This window comes from Streptomyces sp. NBC_00667, from assembly GCF_036226825.1.
GTDB lineage: Bacteria > Actinomycetota > Actinomycetes > Streptomycetales > Streptomycetaceae > Streptomyces.
Window position 1 is genome coordinate 2,544,900 of record NZ_CP109022.1, and the last position, 17,356, is coordinate 2,562,255.

Below are 17,356 nucleotides of genomic sequence, written 5' to 3' on the forward strand. Positions count from 1 at the left end.
GTGGGGGGATCGACGGCGGGGCGCTTTTCGTGTGCGCGCGGGCCCTTGCGGGTCCGGGAGAGCCTCGGGTCAGCGGGCCTCGACCGGGACGAAGTCGCGCAGGACCTCGCCGGTGTAGATCTGGCGCGGTCGGCCGATGCGGGAGCCGGGCTCCTTGATCATCTCGTGCCACTGGGCGATCCAGCCGGGAAGGCGGCCGAGCGCGAAGAGCACGGTGAACATCTCGGTCGGGAAGCCCATGGCCCGGTAGATGAGACCGGTGTAGAAGTCCACGTTCGGGTAGAGGTTGCGCGAGACGAAGTACTCGTCGGCCAGCGCGTGCTCTTCCAGCTTGAGCGCGATGTCGAGCAGCTCGTCGCTCTTGCCGAGCGCCGAGAGGACGTCGTGGGCCGCCGCCTTGATGATCTTCGCCCGGGGGTCGAAGCTCTTGTAGACGCGGTGCCCGAAGCCCATGAGGCGGACGCCGTCTTCCTTGTTCTTCACCTTGCGGATGAAGGCGTCGACGTCACCGCCGTCGTTCTTGATGCCTTCCAGCATCTCCAGCACCGACTGGTTGGCGCCACCGTGCAGGGGGCCCCACAGGGCCGAGATGCCGGCGGAGATCGAGGCGAACATGTTCGCCTGCGAGGAGCCGACCAGACGCACGGTGGAGGTCGAGCAGTTCTGCTCGTGGTCCGCGTGCAGGATCAGCAGCTTGTCGAGCGCGGAGACCACGACCGGGTCCAGGTCGTACTCCTGGGCCGGCACGGAGAAGGTCATGCGCAGGAAGTTCTCGACGTAGCCGAGGTCGTTGCGCGGGTAGACCACCGGGTGGCCGACGGACTTCTTGTACGCGTACGCCGCGATCGTCGGGAGCTTGGCCAGCAGCCGGATCGTCGAGAGGTGGCGCTGCTTCTCGTCGAAGGGGTTGTGGCTGTCCTGGTAGAACGTCGACAGCGCGCTGACCACGGAGGACAGCATCGCCATCGGGTGCGCGTCACGCGGGAAGCCGTCGTAGAACCGCTTGACGTCCTCGTGCAGCAGCGTGTGCTGGGTGATCTCGTTGCGGAACGACGCGAGCTGGTCGACGGTCGGCAGCTCCCCGTTGATCAGCAGGTAGGCGACCTCGATGAAGGTCGAACGCTCGGCCAGCTGCTCGATCGGGTATCCGCGGTAGCGCAGGATCCCCTGCTCGCCGTCGAGGTAGGTAATCGCGGACTTGTAGGCGGCGGTGTTGCCGTAGCCGCTGTCCAAGGTGACGAGCCCGGTCTGGGCCCGCAGCTTCGAGATGTCGAAGCCCTGGTCACCGACGGTGCTGTCGACCACCGGGTAGGTGTATTCACCGTCCGCGTACCGGAGTACTACAGAGTTGTCGCTCACGTCATCCCTCACCGACGTAGTGCCTCTTCTTCGAGGTGCCCTGACTGCCTCTACCTTCCCCCATTTGGCGCAGGAGAGTGCACTCGGGGTCGGCCTTTGGTGCTTTCGACGGCACTGAGTGCCGCCAACCTGAACATCCTGCCCCCTGGGCGCACCAGGCGGAACCCAAAATGATCGATCATTTAGGTGATGTTTCCCACCGGTATCCGGCCGGACAGTCTGGGGGCGACCGCCGTGTACCTCCTGCCTGCGGAAACGGTACGCACCGCCTGGCCGAGCGCCCTGCGTGACCCGACCAGAACGACCAGTTTCTTCGCCCTGGTCACGGCCGTGTAGAGCAGGTTCCGCTGGAGCATCATCCAGGCGCCGGTCGTGACGGGGATCACGACGGCCGGGTATTCGCTGCCCTGGGACCGGTGGATGGTGACGGCGTACGCGTGGGCCAGCTCATCGAGCTCGGAGAACTCGTAGGCGACCTCCTCGTCCTCCTCCGTCCGCACCGTCAGCCGCTGTTCGTCCAGGTCAAGGCCGGTGACCACGCCGACCGTGCCGTTGAAGACACCGTTGGCGCCCTTCTCGTAGTTGTTCCGGATCTGGGTCACCTTGTCACCCACCCGGAAGACCCGGCCGCCGAACCGCTTCTCGGGCAGGCCGGGCCGGGCGGGGGTGACCGCCTGCTGGAGCAGGCCGTTGAGGTTGCCCGCTCCGGCGGGGCCCCGGTGCATCGGCGCGAGCACCTGGATGTCACGGCGCGGATCCAGGCCGAATCTGGCCGGAATTCGCCGTGCGGCCACGTCCACGGCGAGCCGGCCGGCCTCCTCGGTGTCCTCCTCGGGGAAGAGGAAGAAGTCCGGCAGCCCGTCGGTGATGGGCGGCACCCCGGTGTTGATCCGGTGGGCGTTGGTGACCACGCCCGACTGCTGTGCCTGGCGGAAGATCCTGGTCAGCCGCACGGCGGGCACCGGCCCGTCCTCGGCGAGCAGGTCCCGCAGCACCTCGCCCGCGCCCACCGACGGCAGCTGGTCCACGTCCCCCACCAGGAGCAGGTGCGCGCCCGGGGCCACCGCCTTCACCAGTTTGTTCGCGAGCAGCAGATCGAGCATCGAGGCTTCGTCCACCACGACGAGATCCGCTTCCAAGGGCCGCTCCCGGTCGTAGGCCGCGTCCCCGCCCGGTTTGAGCTCCAGCAGCCGGTGCACGGTGGAGGCGTCGGCCCCGGTCAGCTCCGAGAGCCGCTTCGCGGCCCGGCCGGTGGGCGCTGCCAGCACCACCTTGGCCTTCTTGGCCCGGGCGAGTTCCACGATCGAGCGCACGGTGAAGGACTTGCCGCAGCCGGGGCCGCCGGTGAGGACGGCGACCCGGCGGGTGAGGGCCAGCCGGACGGCGTCCCGCTGCTCCGGGGCGAGCTTGGCCCCGGTGCGGCCGGCCAGCCAGTCGAGCGCCTTGTCCCAGTCCACGTCCTGGAAGCCGGGCATCCGGTCCTCCTCGGCGTTCAGCAGCCGCCGGACCTGGCCGACCAGCGACAGCTCGGCCCGGTGGAAGGGGACCAGGTACACGGCGGTGAGCGGTGGGCCGCCCTGTGGATCGGGCACGGCCTCGCGGACCACCCCTTCCGGGTCGGCGGCCAGCTCGGCCAGGCACTCGATGACCAGACCGGTGTCCACCTGGAGCAGCTTGACCCCGTCGGCGATCAGGCGTTCCTCCGGGAGGAAGCAGTGGCCCTGGTCGGTGGACTGGGACAGGGCGTACTGGAGCCCGGCCTTGACCCGTTCCGGACTGTCGTGCGGGATCCCGACGGCCTGGGCGATGCGGTCGGCGGTGAGGAAGCCGATGCCCCAGACGTCGGCGGCGAGCCGGTAGGGCTGGTTGCGGACCACGGAGATGGAGGCGTCCCCGTACTTCTTGTAGATGCGGACCGCGATGGAGGTGGAGACGCCGACGCCCTGGAGGAAGACCATGACCTCCTTGATGGCCTTCTGCTCCTCCCAGGCGGCGCCGATCAGCTTGGTCCGCTTGGGTCCGAGGCCGGGGACCTCGATCAGCCGCTCCGGTTCGTCCTCGATCACATCGAGGGTGTCGGTGCCGAAGTGGTCGACGATGCGCTCGGCGATCTTCGGGCCGATGCCCTTGATGAGGCCGGAGCCGAGGTAGCGCCGGATGCCCTGGATGGTGGCGGGCAGGATGGTGGAGTAGTTCTCGACGCTGAACTGCTTGCCGTACTGGGGGTGGGAGCCCCAGCGGCCCTCCATGCGCAGCGACTCGCCGGGCTGCGCGCCGAGCAGGGACCCGACGACGGTCAGCAGGTCGCCGGCGCCCCGGCCGGTGTCGACCCGGGCGACGGTGTAGCCGCTCTCCTCGTTGGCGTAGGTGATGCGTTCCAGCACCCCCTCCACCACGGCAAGTTGCACTGCCCCGTTGCTCGTCATGCCAAGAAAGTACCGGCCGCCGCCGACAGGCCGCCGCGCCTGTGGACAAACCGAAGGGGGTCCGGCCTTCCGGCCGGACCCCCTCACGGTTACCCCTCCCGTGCCGGACTTCCCGATCCCCCCAGATCCCCTCCCGGAAGCGCCGACGCTCCTTACGACCCGCCTGCGCCGCCGGCGGTTGCACCCGGGGGCAGGTCTTTACTCCACCATTACTCAAGGGCGGTGTGCTGCACGAAGACGACGGCGTGCCGCACGAACCGTCAGGGGGCGGGGGCGGGAGCGGCGGCGGTCGCCGCGGGCGGGGCCGCCGGGCCGGCCGCCGTCGTACGGGGCTTCACGCGCCCGGGGGCCAGCGAGGTCAGGCCCACCCCGCCGACGAGCAGGGCGGCGGCCAGCCAGCGCATGCCCGAGACGCCCTCGCCGAGCACCAGCGCGGCCGACGACATGCCGAACACGGGAACCAGCAGCGAGAACGGGGCCACCGCGGAGGCCGGGTAGCGGCGCAGCAGGTAGCCCCAGGCGCCGAAGCCGAACACCGTCGAGATCCAGGCGACGTACCCGATGACGGCCACCCCCGACCAGTCCAGGGCGCGCAGCGCCGCCGCGTCCCGCCCGGGGCCCTCCAGCAGCAGCGACAGCCCGATCAGCGGCAGCACCGGGACCGTGCACACCCACACCATGAAGTTCAGCGCGTCGGGTGGGGCGGCCCTGCGGGTCAGCACGTTGGACACGCCCCAGCAGGCGGCGGCCGCCACGACGAGCGGGAAACCGGCGACCGGCCCGGAGGTGCCCTCGTCCACGGCGGCGACCGCGATCCCGGCGAGCGCCACGCCCATGCCGAGCACCCGCACCGCCCCGGGCCGCTCGCGCAGGACGAGCGAGGCGAGCACGGCGGTGAAGACGGCCTGGATCTGCAGGACGAGGGAGGACAGACCGGCGGGCATCCCGGCGGCCATTCCCGTGAACAACAGGCCGAACTTGGCGATGCCGAGGGCCACTCCGACGCCGACGACCCACTTCCAGGCCACCTTGGGCCTGCCGACGAAGAACACGGCGGGCAAGGCGGCCACCAGGAACCGCAGGGCGGACAGGAGCAGCGGCGGGAAGTGGCCGAGGCCGATCTCGATGACGACGAAGTTGAAACCCCAGACGGCGGTGACGAGCACGGCGAGCGCGGTGTGTACAGGACGCATGCACCGAGCATCGACGGCCGGACCATGTAGCACCAGCGCGGATCTCTTCCGCGATGGATGAAGCAATGCTTACGTGTCGGGGCCACCCGGGGCTACCATCGCGGCATGCTCGACCTGTCCCGGCTGCGCGCCCTGCACGCCGTCTCCGTCCACGGTTCCGTCGCGGGCGCGGCGGCCGCCCTCGGCTACACCCCCTCGGCCGTCTCGCAGCAGATCGCCAAGCTGGAGCGCGAGACCCGCACCACGCTGCTGGAGCGGCGCGGGCGGGGGGTCGCCCTCACCGAGGAGGCCCGCCACCTCGCCGACACCGCACGGGAGTTGCTGGCGATCGTGGAGCGGGCCGAGACGACGCTGGAGGAGCGGCGCGGGCAGCCGAGCGGGCTGCTGGCCGTGGCCGCCTTCGCCTCGGCGGCGCGCGGGCTGCTGCCCGGCGTTCTGGCCGAACTGGCCGCCCGGCACCCGGCACTGGACGTGCGCCTGACGGAGGTGGACCCGCACCTGTCGGTGGACCTCGTGGCGCGCGGGGTCACCGACCTGGCGGTGGCGCACGACTGGGACATCGCCCCGCTCCCGGCCCCCGAGGGCATCGAGCAGGCGGTGATCGGGGACGACCACTGCGACCTGGTCGTCCCGGCCGGGCACCCGTTCACCGCCCGCCCCGTGATCCGCCGGGCGGACCTGGGCGGCGAGCGGTGGGTGTGCCAGCCCCCGGGCTGGGTCTGCCACGACTGGCTGGTGCGGACCCTGCGCACGGCGGGGTTCGAGCCCGACATCGCGCACGTCGCCGAGGAGAACCACACCATCGTCGCCCTGGTCGCGGCGGGGCTCGGGGTCGCGGTCGTACCGCGCCTGGGCACGGGCCCTCTGCCCGAGGGGGCGGTGGCCGTACCGCTGGAACCGGGGCCGGTCCGGCGGCTGTACGCGCTGTGGCGGGTGGGCGCGGCCCGCCGCCCGGCCATCACCGCGGCCGTGCGCACCCTCCGGGCGCACTGGACGGCCCGGGCCGATGCTGCCGCCGCCACTGCTCCCGAAGGGCCACTTCCGGGGGACGCCGAGAGTGTCCGCAGCCCCGGGGACGCAGCCCGGCAGTAGGGTCCGGCGCGTGCCGAACCACGCCTCCCGCAGGACCCTGCTCACCGCGGCCGCCCTGGCTGCCGTCACGGCCACCGCACCGGTCTCCTCCGCCTCGGACGTCCGCAGCGCCCCGGAGGGCGCCTCCGCCTCCGACGGCGCCCCCGACGACCCGCACCCCCCGGACTCCGGGCCCGGCGGCCGGCCGGGGCGCTACCCGGACCGGGCGGAGCTGCGCCGGCTGATGGAGGGGATGAGCCTCGCCGAGAAGGTCGGGCAGCTGTTCGTGTCCCGGGCGTACGGGCATTCCGCGAGCGAGCCCGACGCGGCGGACGCGGAGGTGAACCTCGCGCAGTTCGGGGTGCGCACCGCCGCCGAACTCGTCGCCCGCTACCACCTGGGCGGGGTCATCTACTTCGCGTGGGCCCACAACACCCGTGGCCCGCAGCAGATCGCCGCCCTCTCGCAGGGCCTCCAGCAGGCGGCGACCGGCTCGGGCGCCGGCATCCCGCTGCTGCTGTCCACGGACCAGGAGCACGGCGCGGTCGCCCGCATCGGCAAGCCCGCGACCCTGCTGCCGGGGGCGATGGCGCTCGGCGCCGCCCACCGCGGCACGGGTTCCACCGCCGAGGCCCGGCGGGCCGCGCGGATCGCCGGTGCGGAACTGGCCGCCATGGGCATCCGGCAGGACTACGCGCCGGTCGCCGACGTGAACGTGAACCCGGCCAACCCGGTGATCGGCGTACGGTCCTTCGGCGCCGACCCGGAGGCGGTGGCGGCGCTGGTCGCCGCCCAGGTCCGCGGGTACCAGGGCGCGGGGGTGGCCGCCACCGCCAAGCACTTCCCCGGACACGGCGACACCGAGACCGACAGCCACGTGGGACTCCCCGTGATGCGGCACACCCGTGCCCAGTGGGAGGAGCTGGACGAGCCGCCGTTCCGGGCGGCCGTCGCGGCGGGCGTGGACGCGGTCATGACGGCGCACATCGTCTTCCCCGCGCTCGATCCCTCCGGGGACCCGGCGACCCTCTCACGGCCCATCGTGACGGGCATCCTGCGCGAACGCCTGGGCTTCGCGGGGGTGGTGGTCACCGACGCGCTGGACATGGCCGGCGTCCGCCAGAAGTACGGCAACGACCGGGTACCCGTCCTGGCCCTCAAGGCGGGCTGCGACCAGCTGCTGAACCCGCCGGACCTGGCGCTGGCGTACCGGAGCGTGCTGGCGGCCGTGGAGTCGGGCGAGCTGACCGTGGCCCGGATCGAGGAATCGGTGCTGCGGATCCTGGAACTCAAGGCGCGCCGGGGCCTGTTCGCCGCCGCCGCCACCGCCGGGCCGGAGCCGGCGGACGTGGTGGGGGTGTCCGGGCACCTGGCGGCCGCCGACGAGATCGCGGCCGGTACGACGACCCTGCTGGCCAACCCCGCGAAGGTGTTGCCGCTGGACGCCGCGGCCGCGCCCCGGGTGCTGGTGACGGGCGCCGCCCCGCCCTCCCCCAGCGGTACCACCGGACCCCCTACGGAGGTACTGGCGCGGGAGCTGACGGCCCTGGGCTGCCGGGCCTCGGCCGTGGCGGCCGAGGGGGCGGTGGCGGCGGCGCCCGGCCACGCGGCGGTGGTGGTGTGCACGTACAACGTCCCCGAGGGCGACAGCCCGCAGCGGAAGCTGGTGGCGGACCTGCTGGCCACCGGAGTGCCGGTGGTGGCGGTCGCGATCCGCAACCCCTACGACGGCGCCCGCCTGCCGGAGTGCGCCGCGGAACTGGCGACGTACTCCTGGACGGACGTGGAGATGCGGGCGGCGGCCCGGATGATCACCGGTGCGCGGCGGCCCGTGGGCCGCCTCCCGGTCGCGGTGCCGGGACGCTACCCGCTGGGCCACGGGCTGACGTACGACTGAGCGCGCACGCCGGGCCCGCGGCCCCTGTCACCCGGGAGCTACGGGCGCAGCTGCGCCTCGCGCGGGAGGTCCTGCCGGTCGAGCTGCGGGTCCGGCTTCGCCAGCGGCGTCGCCCGCCCCGCGTCGGTGAGGGCGGCGGCCGGCGCCACCCCGGCCCACTGGAGGATCCTCGCGGTCGCGAGGGCCCGCTCGCCGTCCTGGAGCTTGGCGACGTTCGCCCCGTGGTTGGCGCCCGGCGCGATCATCACGTAGCTGTCCTTGACCCCGTAGCCGAGGTGGAACGGTTCTGCGCCCCACGGGTCGTTCTGCCCGTACACGAACAGCATCCGGTCGGCGTGCGTGCGCACCCAGGCGTCGACGTCCGCCATGACCCCCGGCTTGAAGGTCATCGGGATGTCGCGCGGCACGAAGTCGCGCGGCGGCTGGTAGCCGTAGCGGCTCAGCCCCTTGAGGTGCGGCTGCTTGATGTCGGGCGAACCGAGCTGCGTACCCGCCTGGTAGTAGTAGGGCGTGTACGTCTCCAGGCCCTGGTCGGTGTAGGCCGAGAAGCCGGAGATGGTGTCGACGGTGTCCCAGATCTCCTGGTCGGAGGCGGTGGCCGCGACCGGGATGCCGGCGCAGTCCGCGAGCAGGCTGTACTGCCAGAAGGCCCAGGTGTAGTCGAGCACCACGGCCTCGTAGGCCTTGTCGAGGGTGCCGACGGTGGTGAAGGTCCAGCCGTTCTCGGCGGCGGCGGCCGCGTACTTGGCCTCCAGCGGCTCGCGGCGGACGAGCGCCTCGCGCTGGACGGCGTTCAGCTTGTCGCGGCACTCCTTGGTGCCGACCTTGGCGAGGAACCGGTCGTAGGCCGAGTCCTCCTTGTTGTTGACGTCGTTCGGCGCGACGTAGGCGACGACGCCGTCCATGTCGCGCGGGTAGAAGCGCTCGTAGTACGTCGCCGTCATGCCGCCCTTGCTGCCGCCGGTGGCGATCCAGTTCTTGCTGTAGATCTTCTTGAGGGCGGTGAACAGGCGGTGCTGGTCACTGGCGGCCTGCCAGATGTCCAAGTCCGACCAGTTGGCGGGGTCGGGCCGGGAAGGCGTGAAGAATCGATACTCCAGAGACACCTGGTTGCCGTCGACGATGGTCGTCGGCTCGCTGCGGCGCGGGCTGGTGTTGACGTTGTAACCGGAGGTGTAGAAGACCGTGGGCCGCGAGGTGTCCTTGTGCAGCAGGGTCAGGCGCTGCTTGAAGGTCCCCTTCGAGGGCTGACGGTGGTCGACCGGCTGCTCGTAGGCGAGCACGAAGAAGCGGTATCCGGGATACGGCTTCTCCTCGATCAGGCTCATCCCCGGGATGCCGAGGATCTGGTCCTTGATGTCCGCGGCGGCGGCCGGCCGTGCGGCGGTGGCCGCTGGTTCCGTGGCTTCGGCCGCTTGTGCCGTGGCGCCGGCCGCACCCGTGGTGCCGATGAGCACCACGAGCGACAGCAGCCATCCGAGCGTCTTGCGCATTCGCCCTCCCCTTGCGTTCACTTCGGTCGCCGTGAACCTAGCGGGGCCAACGCGCCTCTGAACAGACCAAGTTGGGCCGCGGGGAAGTCGTCAGCACAGGATCCAGCCGGAATCGGCCGATCCGGCCGCTACGTTCCCCCTTACATACACGCAGCGGCTGATCGCGCCGACGGTGACGGGGCCCGCGTAACGGGTGAAGCGCCCCGCATCGGCGACCGGGACACCGCCACGCGGCTGAACGCTCACCGCCATCCGGCGGCGCTCGCCCGGGTGGGAGGCGAGGGTCACGGCGCACACCCGGGCGCGGCTCTTGTACACGCGGAGCTCGCCCTCGCCGGACGGGAACGGCACCACCTTGGCCAGCCGGCCCGTGCAGCGGTCGCCGTCGGTGGCGGCGGCGGCCCGCGCCGGGGGCGCGGTGAACAGCGCGCCCCCGACGAGCCACAGCGCCGCCGCGAACACCCCCGGGGTGAGCGGCCGCGGCCGGCGGGGCGCCGGCCGCCCCGGCTTCACCCCCCGCTTGCGCCCCGCCCCCGGTCCCCGCCCGCACCCCTGCGCCACCATCCCGGCCCCCCGCTCAGTCGTACGCGGCCCGTACGTCCGTACGACGCCCCGGTCCTGCGGAAGGTTGCACCGCGCGAGCGCGGCTCAGGCCACGGCCCGCTCGTCCTCTCCCGCGAAGGTCCGCCACAGCTCGGCGTACCGGCCACCGCGCGCCAGCAGTTCGGCGTGCGTACCGTCCTCCACGACCTCGCCGCGGTCGAGGACCACCACGCGGTCGGCGCGGGCGGCGGTCGTCAGGCGGTGGGCGACGACGAGGGTGGTGCGCTTGCCCGCGAGCCGGTCGGTGGCCAGGTTGACCTGCGCCTCGGTGGCCAGGTCCAGTGCGGCCGTCGCCTCGTCCAGCAGCAGGACGTCCGGGTCCACGAGTTCGGCCCGGGCCAGCGCGATCAGCTGGCGCTGACCGGCCGACAGGTTGCGCCCCCGCTCGGCGACGGTGTGCAGGTAACCGCCGTCCAGGGTGGCGACCATGTCGTGGGCGCCGACCGCGCGGGCGGCGGCCTCCACTTCGGCGTCGCTCGCCTCGGGCCGCCCGTAGGCGATGGCGTCGCGGACCGTCCCCGGGAAGAGGTAGGCCTCCTGGGGGACGACGCCCAGCCTGTGGCGGTACGCCGTCAGGTCCAGCTCCCGCAGGTCGGCGCCGTCGGCGGTGACCCGGCCGGAGGTCGGGTCGTAGAACCGGGCCACCATCTTGACCAGCGTGGACTTCCCGGCGCCGGTCTCGCCGACGAACGCGACGGTCTGCCCGGCCGGTATGCGCAGGCGTATTCCGGCCAGCGCCTCGCCCTTCTCGCCGCGCTCCTCGGCGGTGCCGTAGGCGAAGCGCACGTCCTCGAAGGCGATCTCGCCGCGCAGTTGCGCCACCGGGCGCGGATCGGCGGGACGGGGGGTGGTGGTCGGCTCGCGCAGCAGGTCCTGGATCCGGCCGAGGGAGACGGTGGCCTGCTGGTACCCGTCGAAGACCTGGGAGAGCTGCTGGACGGGCGCGAAGAACAGGTCGATGTAGAGCAGGTAGGCGACGAGCGCGCCCGTGGTGAGCGTCATGGCCTCCACCCGCCCCGCGCCGACGATCAGCACGGCGGCCGCGGCGCCCGAGGACAGCAGCTGCACGAAGGGGAAGTAGACGGATATCAGCCACTGGCCGCGGACCCGGGCCTCGCGGTAGGAGTCGCTGCGCCCGGCGAAGCGGACGGCGCCGTCGCCCTCGCGGCGGAAGGCCTGGACGATGCGCAGTCCGGCCACGGACTCCTGGAGGTCGGCGTTGACCCCGCTGACCCGGTCGCGGGCGAGTTCGTACGCGGCGACCGACTTGCGACGGAACACGACGGTGCCGATGACCAGCAGCGGGAGCGTGGCGAAGACGATCAGCGCCAGTTCCACGTCGAGGACGAGCAGGGCGATCAGGATGCCGAAGAAGGTGAAGACGGAGACGACGGCGGTGACCAGACCGGTCTGGAGGAAGCTGGAGAGCGCGTCCACGTCGGTGGTCATCCGGGTCATGATCTTGCCGGTCAGCTCGCGCTCGTAGTAGTCGAGTCCGAGGCGCTGGAGCTGGGCGAAGATCTTCACGCGCAGCGCGTACAGCACGCGCTCGCCGGTCCTGCCGGTCATCCGGGTCTCGGCGAACTGCGCGGCCCACTGCCCGATGACAACGGCCAGGGCCAGCCCCGCCGCCACCCAGACCGCTCCGAGCGCGGCCTGTTCGACGCCCTTGTCGATGCCGTGCCGGATCAGGATCGGCAGCAGCAGCCCGGAGCCCGCGTCGACGGCGACGAGGCCGAGGCTGATGGCGAGCGGCGCCCAGAACCCGTGGAGCAGCCGGCGCAGGCCATAACTGTCCTCGGGGGCCGCGGCCCGGTCCTCGTCGACGTCGGGAAGGTCGTCGGCGGGCGGCAGGGCGGCGACCTGCGCGAGCAGCTCGGGGGTGGCGGGGCTGCCGGCGACGTGGGCGGGGTCGTCGCCCTCCGCCTCGTCCTGGCGGCGCCAGAGCTCGGGGGTGATCCCGCCGGAGACCCGGCGCTTGGCGTTGACCGGCTCGGAGTCGATCTCCGCCTCGATCTCGATGTCCCGCTCCAGGTCGCGCTCGAACTCGGCCATCGCGGCGGCCTCGGGGACGCGCGGCGAGGCGGCGCCGAGGGCTTCGGGGTCGGTCAGCAGCCTGCGGTACAGGGCTGAGCGGGCTTCGAGCTCTTCGTGGGTGCCGATGTCGGAGAGCCGCCCGTGGTCGAGTACGGCGATCCGGTCGGCCAGCGCGAGCGTGGAGCGGCGGTGTGCGATGAGGAGCGTGGTGCGGCCGGCCATGACGGCGCGCAGGGCCTCGTGGATCTCGTGCTCGACGCGGGCGTCGACGGCGGAGGTGGCATCGTCCAGGAGGAGCAGCCGGGGGTCGGTCAGGAGGGCGCGGGCGAGCGCGATGCGCTGGCGCTGGCCGCCGGACAGGGTCAGGCCCTGCTCGCCGACCTTGGTGTCGTACCCGGCGGGCAGGGCTTCGATGAACCCCTCGGCCTGGGCGGCGCGGGCGGCGGCCCGGATCTGCTCCTCGTCCGCGTCGGGGCGTCCGTAGGCGAGGTTGGCGCGGATCGAGTCGGAGAAGAGGAACGAGTCCTCGGGCACCAGGCCGATCGCGCCGCGCAGGGAGGCGTACGTCAGCTCGCGCACGTCGTGGCCGCCGACGCGGACGGCGCCGCTGTCGGCGTCGTAGAAGCGGGGCAGGAGCAGCGAGACGGTGGACTTGCCGCTGCCGGAGGAGCCGACGAGGGCGACGGTCTCGCCCTCCTCGATCCGCAGCGAGAACCCGTCCAGGACGGGCCGCTCGGGGTCGTAGCCGAAGCGGACGTCCTCGAACTCGACGGTGGCGGGCGCGTCGGCGGGCAGCGCGGTCGTGCCCTCCTCGATCACCGGCTCGGTGTCGATCAGCTCGAAGACGCGCTCGACGCCCGCGCGGGCCTGCTGGCCGACGGTGAGGACCATCGCGAGCATGCGGACGGGGCCGACGAGCTGGGCGAGGTAGGTGGAGAAGGCGACGAAGGTTCCGAGGGTGACCTGGCCGCGGGTGGCCATCCAGCCGCCGAGGGCCAGCATCGCGACCTGCCCGAGCGCGGGCACGGCCTGGAGGGCGGGGGTGTACTTCGAGTTGAGCCGGATGGCCCGCAGCCGCCCGCCGAACAGACGGCGGCCGGCTGCGCGGAGCTTTCCGGTCTCCTGCTCCTCCTGCCCGAAGCCCTTCACGACGCGGACGCCGGTCACGGCCCCGTCGACGACGCCGGCGACGGCGGCGGCCTGGCTCTGGGCGTACCAGGTGGCGGGGAACAGCTTCTTGCGGCTGCGCTTGGCGATGTACCAGAGGGCGGGGGCCATGAGGAGGGCGACGAGGGTCAGCAGCGGCGACAGCGCCAGCATGATGCCGAGGGATATCCCGAAGAGGAGGAAGTTCCCGATGGTCATCGGGAGCATGAAGAGCAGGCCCTGGATCAGCTGGAGGTCGCTGGTGGCCCGGCCGACGACCTGGCCGGTGGACAGCTCGTCCTGGCGGCGGCCGTCGAGGCGGGTGATGGCGCCGTACATGTCGGTGCGCAGGTCGTGCTGGACGTCGAGGGCGAGGCGGCCGCCGTAGTACCTGCGTATGTAGGTGAGTACGTACACCAGCAGGGCCGCGCCTATGAGCATGGCGGCCCAGGGGCCCATCGGCTTGCTCTCGTCGCCGATGACGTCGTCGATGATCGTGCGGGTGACGAGCGGTACGAGGGCCATGACGGCCATACCGGCCAGCGAGGACCCGAGCGCGAGCAGCACGTTCGCCTTGTACCGCCAGGTGTACGCGGCCAGCCGCCTGCCCCAGCCCTGTTTTCCGCCTGCTTCCGTCTCCGCCGCCGCCACGTCGAGCCTCCCCGTCGATCCTGTCCTGCCGCAGGCGCCAACGCCCCGACCGGCGGATTTCATCCCGCAGCAACAATCGAACGGCTTTGCGCGACGGCGGGCGACCCCGAGGGGCCGTCCGGGTCAGGGCGCGTCGAACTCGTACTCCAGGACGTAGGCGGAGGCGTCGAGCACCATCTCGTTGACCTCCACCACCCTCCCGTCGGCGGCGAAGGCGGTACGGCGGACCAGTACGACGGGGGCCGCGGCCCCGAGACCGAGCCGCGCGGCCCCGTCCGGACCCGGCATCCGTGAACGGACCTCCTCGCGGAACCGGACGGGGCCGACGCCGAGCTCGGCGAGGCGGGCGTAGATCCCTCCCGGGCCGGTGTCGGGCTCGGTGACGGGGGTGCCGGCGACGAGGGCGGCGTCCAGGTACGAGGTCGCGAGCATGACGGCCTTCCCGTCGAGCAGGAACCTGCGCCGCCGCACGCATGCCGCCGTGCCCTCCATGAGCCCGAGCACCAGGGCGACGGCCTCGGGCGCCGCCTCTTCGGTGACCCCGAGGAGTTCGACCTCCGGTTCACGGTCCTCGGTGTCGGCCGCCCAGATCGACCGACCGTGACCCCACACGTCGGCGCCCAGCCGTTGGATACCGCGCCGCCGGATGAGCCGGTCTTCGGGCTGCCGTCCTGTGACGTCCTCGGCCATGCGTCCTCCTGGGGTCATCCGGCAGCGTAGAGCGCACGCCGGGTCAGGGAATGCGATTGCCACCGCCGACGCCCCGCGGCAGGGCGACCGGGGCGTCAGAGGTGGGTCGGGGCGAACATCTTCAAGGTGGTGGGGAGGACCAGGACCGAGGGGCCCGGGGAGGCGAGGGCCGTGGCGAGGTCTTCGCGGAGGGTGGGGGCCGAGGTGACGGCGGCCGGGACGCCGAAGGAGGCCGCCAGGGCGACGAAGTCGGGGCCGGTGAGGTCCGTACCCGTCGCGCAGCCGTACTCGCGCAGGATGCCGTAGCCGCCGTCGTCGACGATCAGCCAGGTCACGTCCAGCTCGTGCTGCTTGGCCGTGGCCAGCTCCGCGATCGAGTACATCGCGCCGCCGTCGCCCGAGACGGCCAGCACCGGGGTGCCCGGTTCCGCGACGCACGCGCCGAGGGCCGCCGGGAAGGCGTAGCCGAGGCCGCCCGCGCCCTGCGCCGAGTGCATGGTGTTCGGGTGCTTGGCGTCGAAGGCCGACCAGGCCCAGTAGGACAGGATCGTCATGTCCCAGAACGACGGGGAGCGCGGCGGCAGGGCCGACCTGATGGAGGCCAGCAACTCCTGTTCCAGCGCCACGTCCTGCTCGGCGAGGCGGGCGCCGATCTCGTCCAGCACCATCCGGACGCGGGTGGGGGCCGAGGGGTCCTCGCGTGCGGACACCGTCTCCAGCAGGGCCTGCAGCGCCAGCCGGGCGTCCGCGTGGATGCCCAGGCCCGGGTGGTTGGACTCCAGCTTCCCGAGGTCCGCCTCGATCTGGACGACGCGGCCCCCGGGGAAGAACGTGTGGTAGTTCGAGGACAGCTCGCCGAGGCCGGAGCCGACGATCAGGAGGACGTCCGCGTCCTCCAGGAAGTCCGTCATGTGGCGGTCCTCCAGCCAGGACTGGAGGGACAGCGGATGGGTCCAGGGGAAGGCGCCCTTCCCGCCGAAGGTGGTGACCACGGGCGCGTCCAGGCGTTCCGCGAGCTGCCTGAGCTTGCCGGCCGCGTCCGCGCGGATCACACCGCCGCCCGCGATGATCACCGGACGGGAGGCGTTCGAGAGCCAGTGGGCGGCGACGGCCGTCAGCTCGGGGCGGGGCGCCAACTCGTGCGGAGCCGCGTCCATGCCGGTGACCTGCGGGACCATCGTCTCCGCACGGAGGACGTCCTCCGGGATCTCCACCCAGACCGGGCCGTGCGGGGTGGTGAGCGCCGACTCCCAGGCCTCCGCGATGACGGACGGGATCTGCGACGGGGTGCGGGCGGTGTGGACCGACTTGACCACCTCGCGGAAGGAGGCGGACTGGTCGCGCAGCTCGTGCAGGTGGCCCCGACGGCCGCCGCCCAGGCCCGGGGAGGGGACCTGGGAGGAGATCGCGAGGACCGGTGCGGAGGCCGCCGCGGCCTCGGCCAGCGCCGGCAGGGCCATCAGGGCGCCCGGTCCGGTGGACAGCAGCAGCGGTACGGCCTCGCCGGTGAGGCGGCCGTACGCGTCGGCCGCGAATCCCGCGTTGTTCTCCGTGCGCAGGGCCACCAGCCGCAGGTCGGCGCGGCCCACCGCGTCGAAGACGGCCAGCGCGTGCTGCCCGGGCAGGCCGAACACGGTGGTGGCGCCGAGGGAGCGCAGCGTTTCCACGACCAGGTCCCCGCCCGTCCGCCCGGGCGGCGGCGCGAGGGCGGCCGCCGTCTGGGCTTCGGTGGGACGGAGTACCAGGTCGTGGTCGTGCGTCACGTCGGTTACTTGCCCTTCGCCTGCGCGATCTGTCGCGACATGATCGTGGTCAGCTCGTACGCGGTGTGCGAGGCCGCGACCGAGGTGATCTCGGCGTGATCGTACGCCGGGGCGACCTCGACCACGTCGGCGGAGACCAGGTTGCAGGACGACAGGCCGCGGATGATCTCCAGCAGCTCGCGGGAGGTCATGCCGCCCGCCTCCGGCGTGCCGGTGCCGGGCGCGTGCGCCGGGTCCAGGACGTCGATGTCGATGGAGATGTACAGCGGGCGGTCGCCGATGCGCTGGCGCAGCTGGTCCGCGACCTCGTCGGCGCCGCGCCGGTAGACGTCGGCCGAGGTGACGATGCCGAAGCCCATCTTGGCGTCGTCGTCCAGGTCCTGCTTGCCGTAGAGCGGGCCGCGCGTGCCGACGTGGCTGAGCGCCTCGGTGTCGAGGATGCCCTCCTCCACGGCGCGCCGGAACGGGGTGCCGTGCGTGTACTCGGCGCCGAAGTAGGTGTCCCAGGTGTCCAGGTGGGCGTCGAAGTGCAGCAGCGCGACCGGGCCGTGCTTCTTGGCGACCGAGCGCAGCAGCGGCAGCGCGATGGTGTGGTCGCCGCCGAGGGTCATCAGGCGGGAGCCGGCGCCGAGCAGCTCGTCGGCGGCGGCCTCGACCGTCTCGACGGCCTCGTTGATGTTGAAGGGGTTCACCGCGATGTCACCGGCGTCCGCGACCTGGGCGAGCGCGAACGGGGAGGCGTCCTGCGCCGGGTTGTACGGGCGCAGCAGGCGCGAGGCCTCGCGGATGGCGTTGCCGCCGAAGCGGGCGCCGGGGCGGTAGGAGACACCCGAGTCGAACGGGACGCCGACGACGGCCACGTCGGCCGAGCCGACCTCGTCCAGGCGCGGCAGGCGGGCGAAGGTCGCCGGGCCCGCGTAGCGCGGGATGCGGGAGGAGTCGACGGGTCCGCGCGGCTGCGTGCTCATGGGGGGTGCCTTCCGGAAGAGGTGTGCGGTCCTTCGAGCGTAAGGGGACACCTCGGAGC

11 protein-coding genes are annotated in these 17,356 nt (G+C 72.6%); 2 read left to right on the plus strand and 9 right to left on the minus strand.

The features are described from left to right. Window positions 1-69: 69 nt before the first annotated feature. From OHA81_RS11950 to OHA81_RS11960, 3 genes are all read right to left on the minus strand, one after another. Window positions 70-1,359: a citrate synthase gene (locus OHA81_RS11950; protein WP_190182534.1), complete on the minus strand. Its 1,290-nt coding sequence runs from the start codon at window positions 1,357-1,359 to the stop codon at window positions 70-72. 182 nt (window positions 1,360-1,541) lie between these two features. Next, window positions 1,542-3,785: an SF1B family DNA helicase RecD2 gene (gene recD2, locus OHA81_RS11955; RefSeq protein WP_329195365.1), complete on the minus strand. Its 2,244-nt coding sequence runs from the start codon at window positions 3,783-3,785 to the stop codon at window positions 1,542-1,544. 260 nt (window positions 3,786-4,045) lie between these two features. Next, window positions 4,046-4,978 (minus strand): EamA family transporter, encoded by a 933-nt coding sequence (locus OHA81_RS11960; RefSeq protein WP_329195367.1) that lies wholly within the window; start codon window positions 4,976-4,978, stop codon window positions 4,046-4,048. 105 nt (window positions 4,979-5,083) lie between these two features. Here OHA81_RS11960 and OHA81_RS11965 point away from each other — a divergent pair, with 105 nt between their 5' ends. Further along, entirely contained in the window at window positions 5,084-6,070 is a 987-nt protein-coding gene (locus OHA81_RS11965) for a LysR family transcriptional regulator (protein ID WP_329195369.1), read from the plus strand. A 10-nt stretch (window positions 6,071-6,080) separates the two neighbouring features. After that, window positions 6,081-7,946, plus strand: coding sequence for a glycoside hydrolase family 3 protein (locus OHA81_RS11970; protein ID WP_329195370.1), 1,866 nt, complete (start codon window positions 6,081-6,083; stop codon window positions 7,944-7,946). A 38-nt stretch (window positions 7,947-7,984) separates the two neighbouring features. On the opposite strand, the gene OHA81_RS11975 is transcribed toward OHA81_RS11970, so the two are convergent. From OHA81_RS11975 to speB, 6 genes are all read right to left on the minus strand, one after another. After that, window positions 7,985-9,439 (minus strand): S28 family serine protease, encoded by a 1,455-nt coding sequence (locus OHA81_RS11975; protein WP_329195371.1) that lies wholly within the window; start codon window positions 9,437-9,439, stop codon window positions 7,985-7,987. Window positions 9,440-9,529: 90 nt separating this feature from the next. After that, entirely contained in the window at window positions 9,530-10,003 is a 474-nt protein-coding gene (locus OHA81_RS11980; RefSeq protein ID WP_329195374.1) for a hypothetical protein, read from the minus strand. Between the two features lie 84 nt (window positions 10,004-10,087). After that, the gene (locus OHA81_RS11985) at window positions 10,088-13,876 is read right to left on the minus strand and encodes an ABC transporter ATP-binding protein (RefSeq protein ID WP_329195375.1); all 3,789 of its coding nucleotides are present in this window, start codon (window positions 13,874-13,876) and stop codon (window positions 10,088-10,090) included. A gap of 123 nt (window positions 13,877-13,999) precedes the next feature. Continuing rightward, a complete protein-coding gene (locus OHA81_RS11990; protein ID WP_443056761.1) occupies window positions 14,000-14,665 on the minus strand; it encodes a GntR family transcriptional regulator in 666 nt (221 codons plus the stop codon). Further along, window positions 14,662-16,329 carry a thiamine pyrophosphate-binding protein gene (locus OHA81_RS11995; RefSeq protein ID WP_329195377.1) on the minus strand — a complete coding sequence of 556 codons (1,668 nt, stop codon included), beginning with the start codon at window positions 16,327-16,329 and terminating at the stop codon, window positions 14,662-14,664. The genes OHA81_RS11990 and OHA81_RS11995 overlap by 4 nt, the downstream gene beginning before the upstream one ends. A 5-nt stretch (window positions 16,330-16,334) precedes the next feature. Further along, on the minus strand, window positions 16,335-17,297 hold the full coding sequence (gene speB / locus OHA81_RS12000; RefSeq protein WP_030013156.1) for an agmatinase: 963 nt from the start codon (window positions 17,295-17,297) through the stop codon (window positions 16,335-16,337). Window positions 17,298-17,356: the final 59 nt, after the last annotated feature.

Excerpts from the sequence above, each read along its gene's own strand:
- OHA81_RS11965 (WP_329195369.1), top strand. The coding sequence starts at position 5,084 with ATGCTCGACCTGTCCCGGCTGCGCGCCCTGCACGCCGTCTCCGTCCAC.
- OHA81_RS11960 (WP_329195367.1), bottom strand. The coding sequence starts at position 4,978 with ATGCGTCCTGTACACACCGCGCTCGCCGTGCTCGTCACCGCCGTCTGG.
- OHA81_RS11980 (WP_329195374.1), bottom strand. The coding sequence starts at position 10,003 with ATGGTGGCGCAGGGGTGCGGGCGGGGACCGGGGGCGGGGCGCAAGCGG.
- recD2 (WP_329195365.1), bottom strand. The coding sequence starts at position 3,785 with ATGACGAGCAACGGGGCAGTGCAACTTGCCGTGGTGGAGGGGGTGCTG.
- OHA81_RS11975 (WP_329195371.1), bottom strand. The coding sequence starts at position 9,439 with ATGCGCAAGACGCTCGGATGGCTGCTGTCGCTCGTGGTGCTCATCGGC.
- speB (WP_030013156.1), bottom strand. The coding sequence starts at position 17,297 with ATGAGCACGCAGCCGCGCGGACCCGTCGACTCCTCCCGCATCCCGCGC.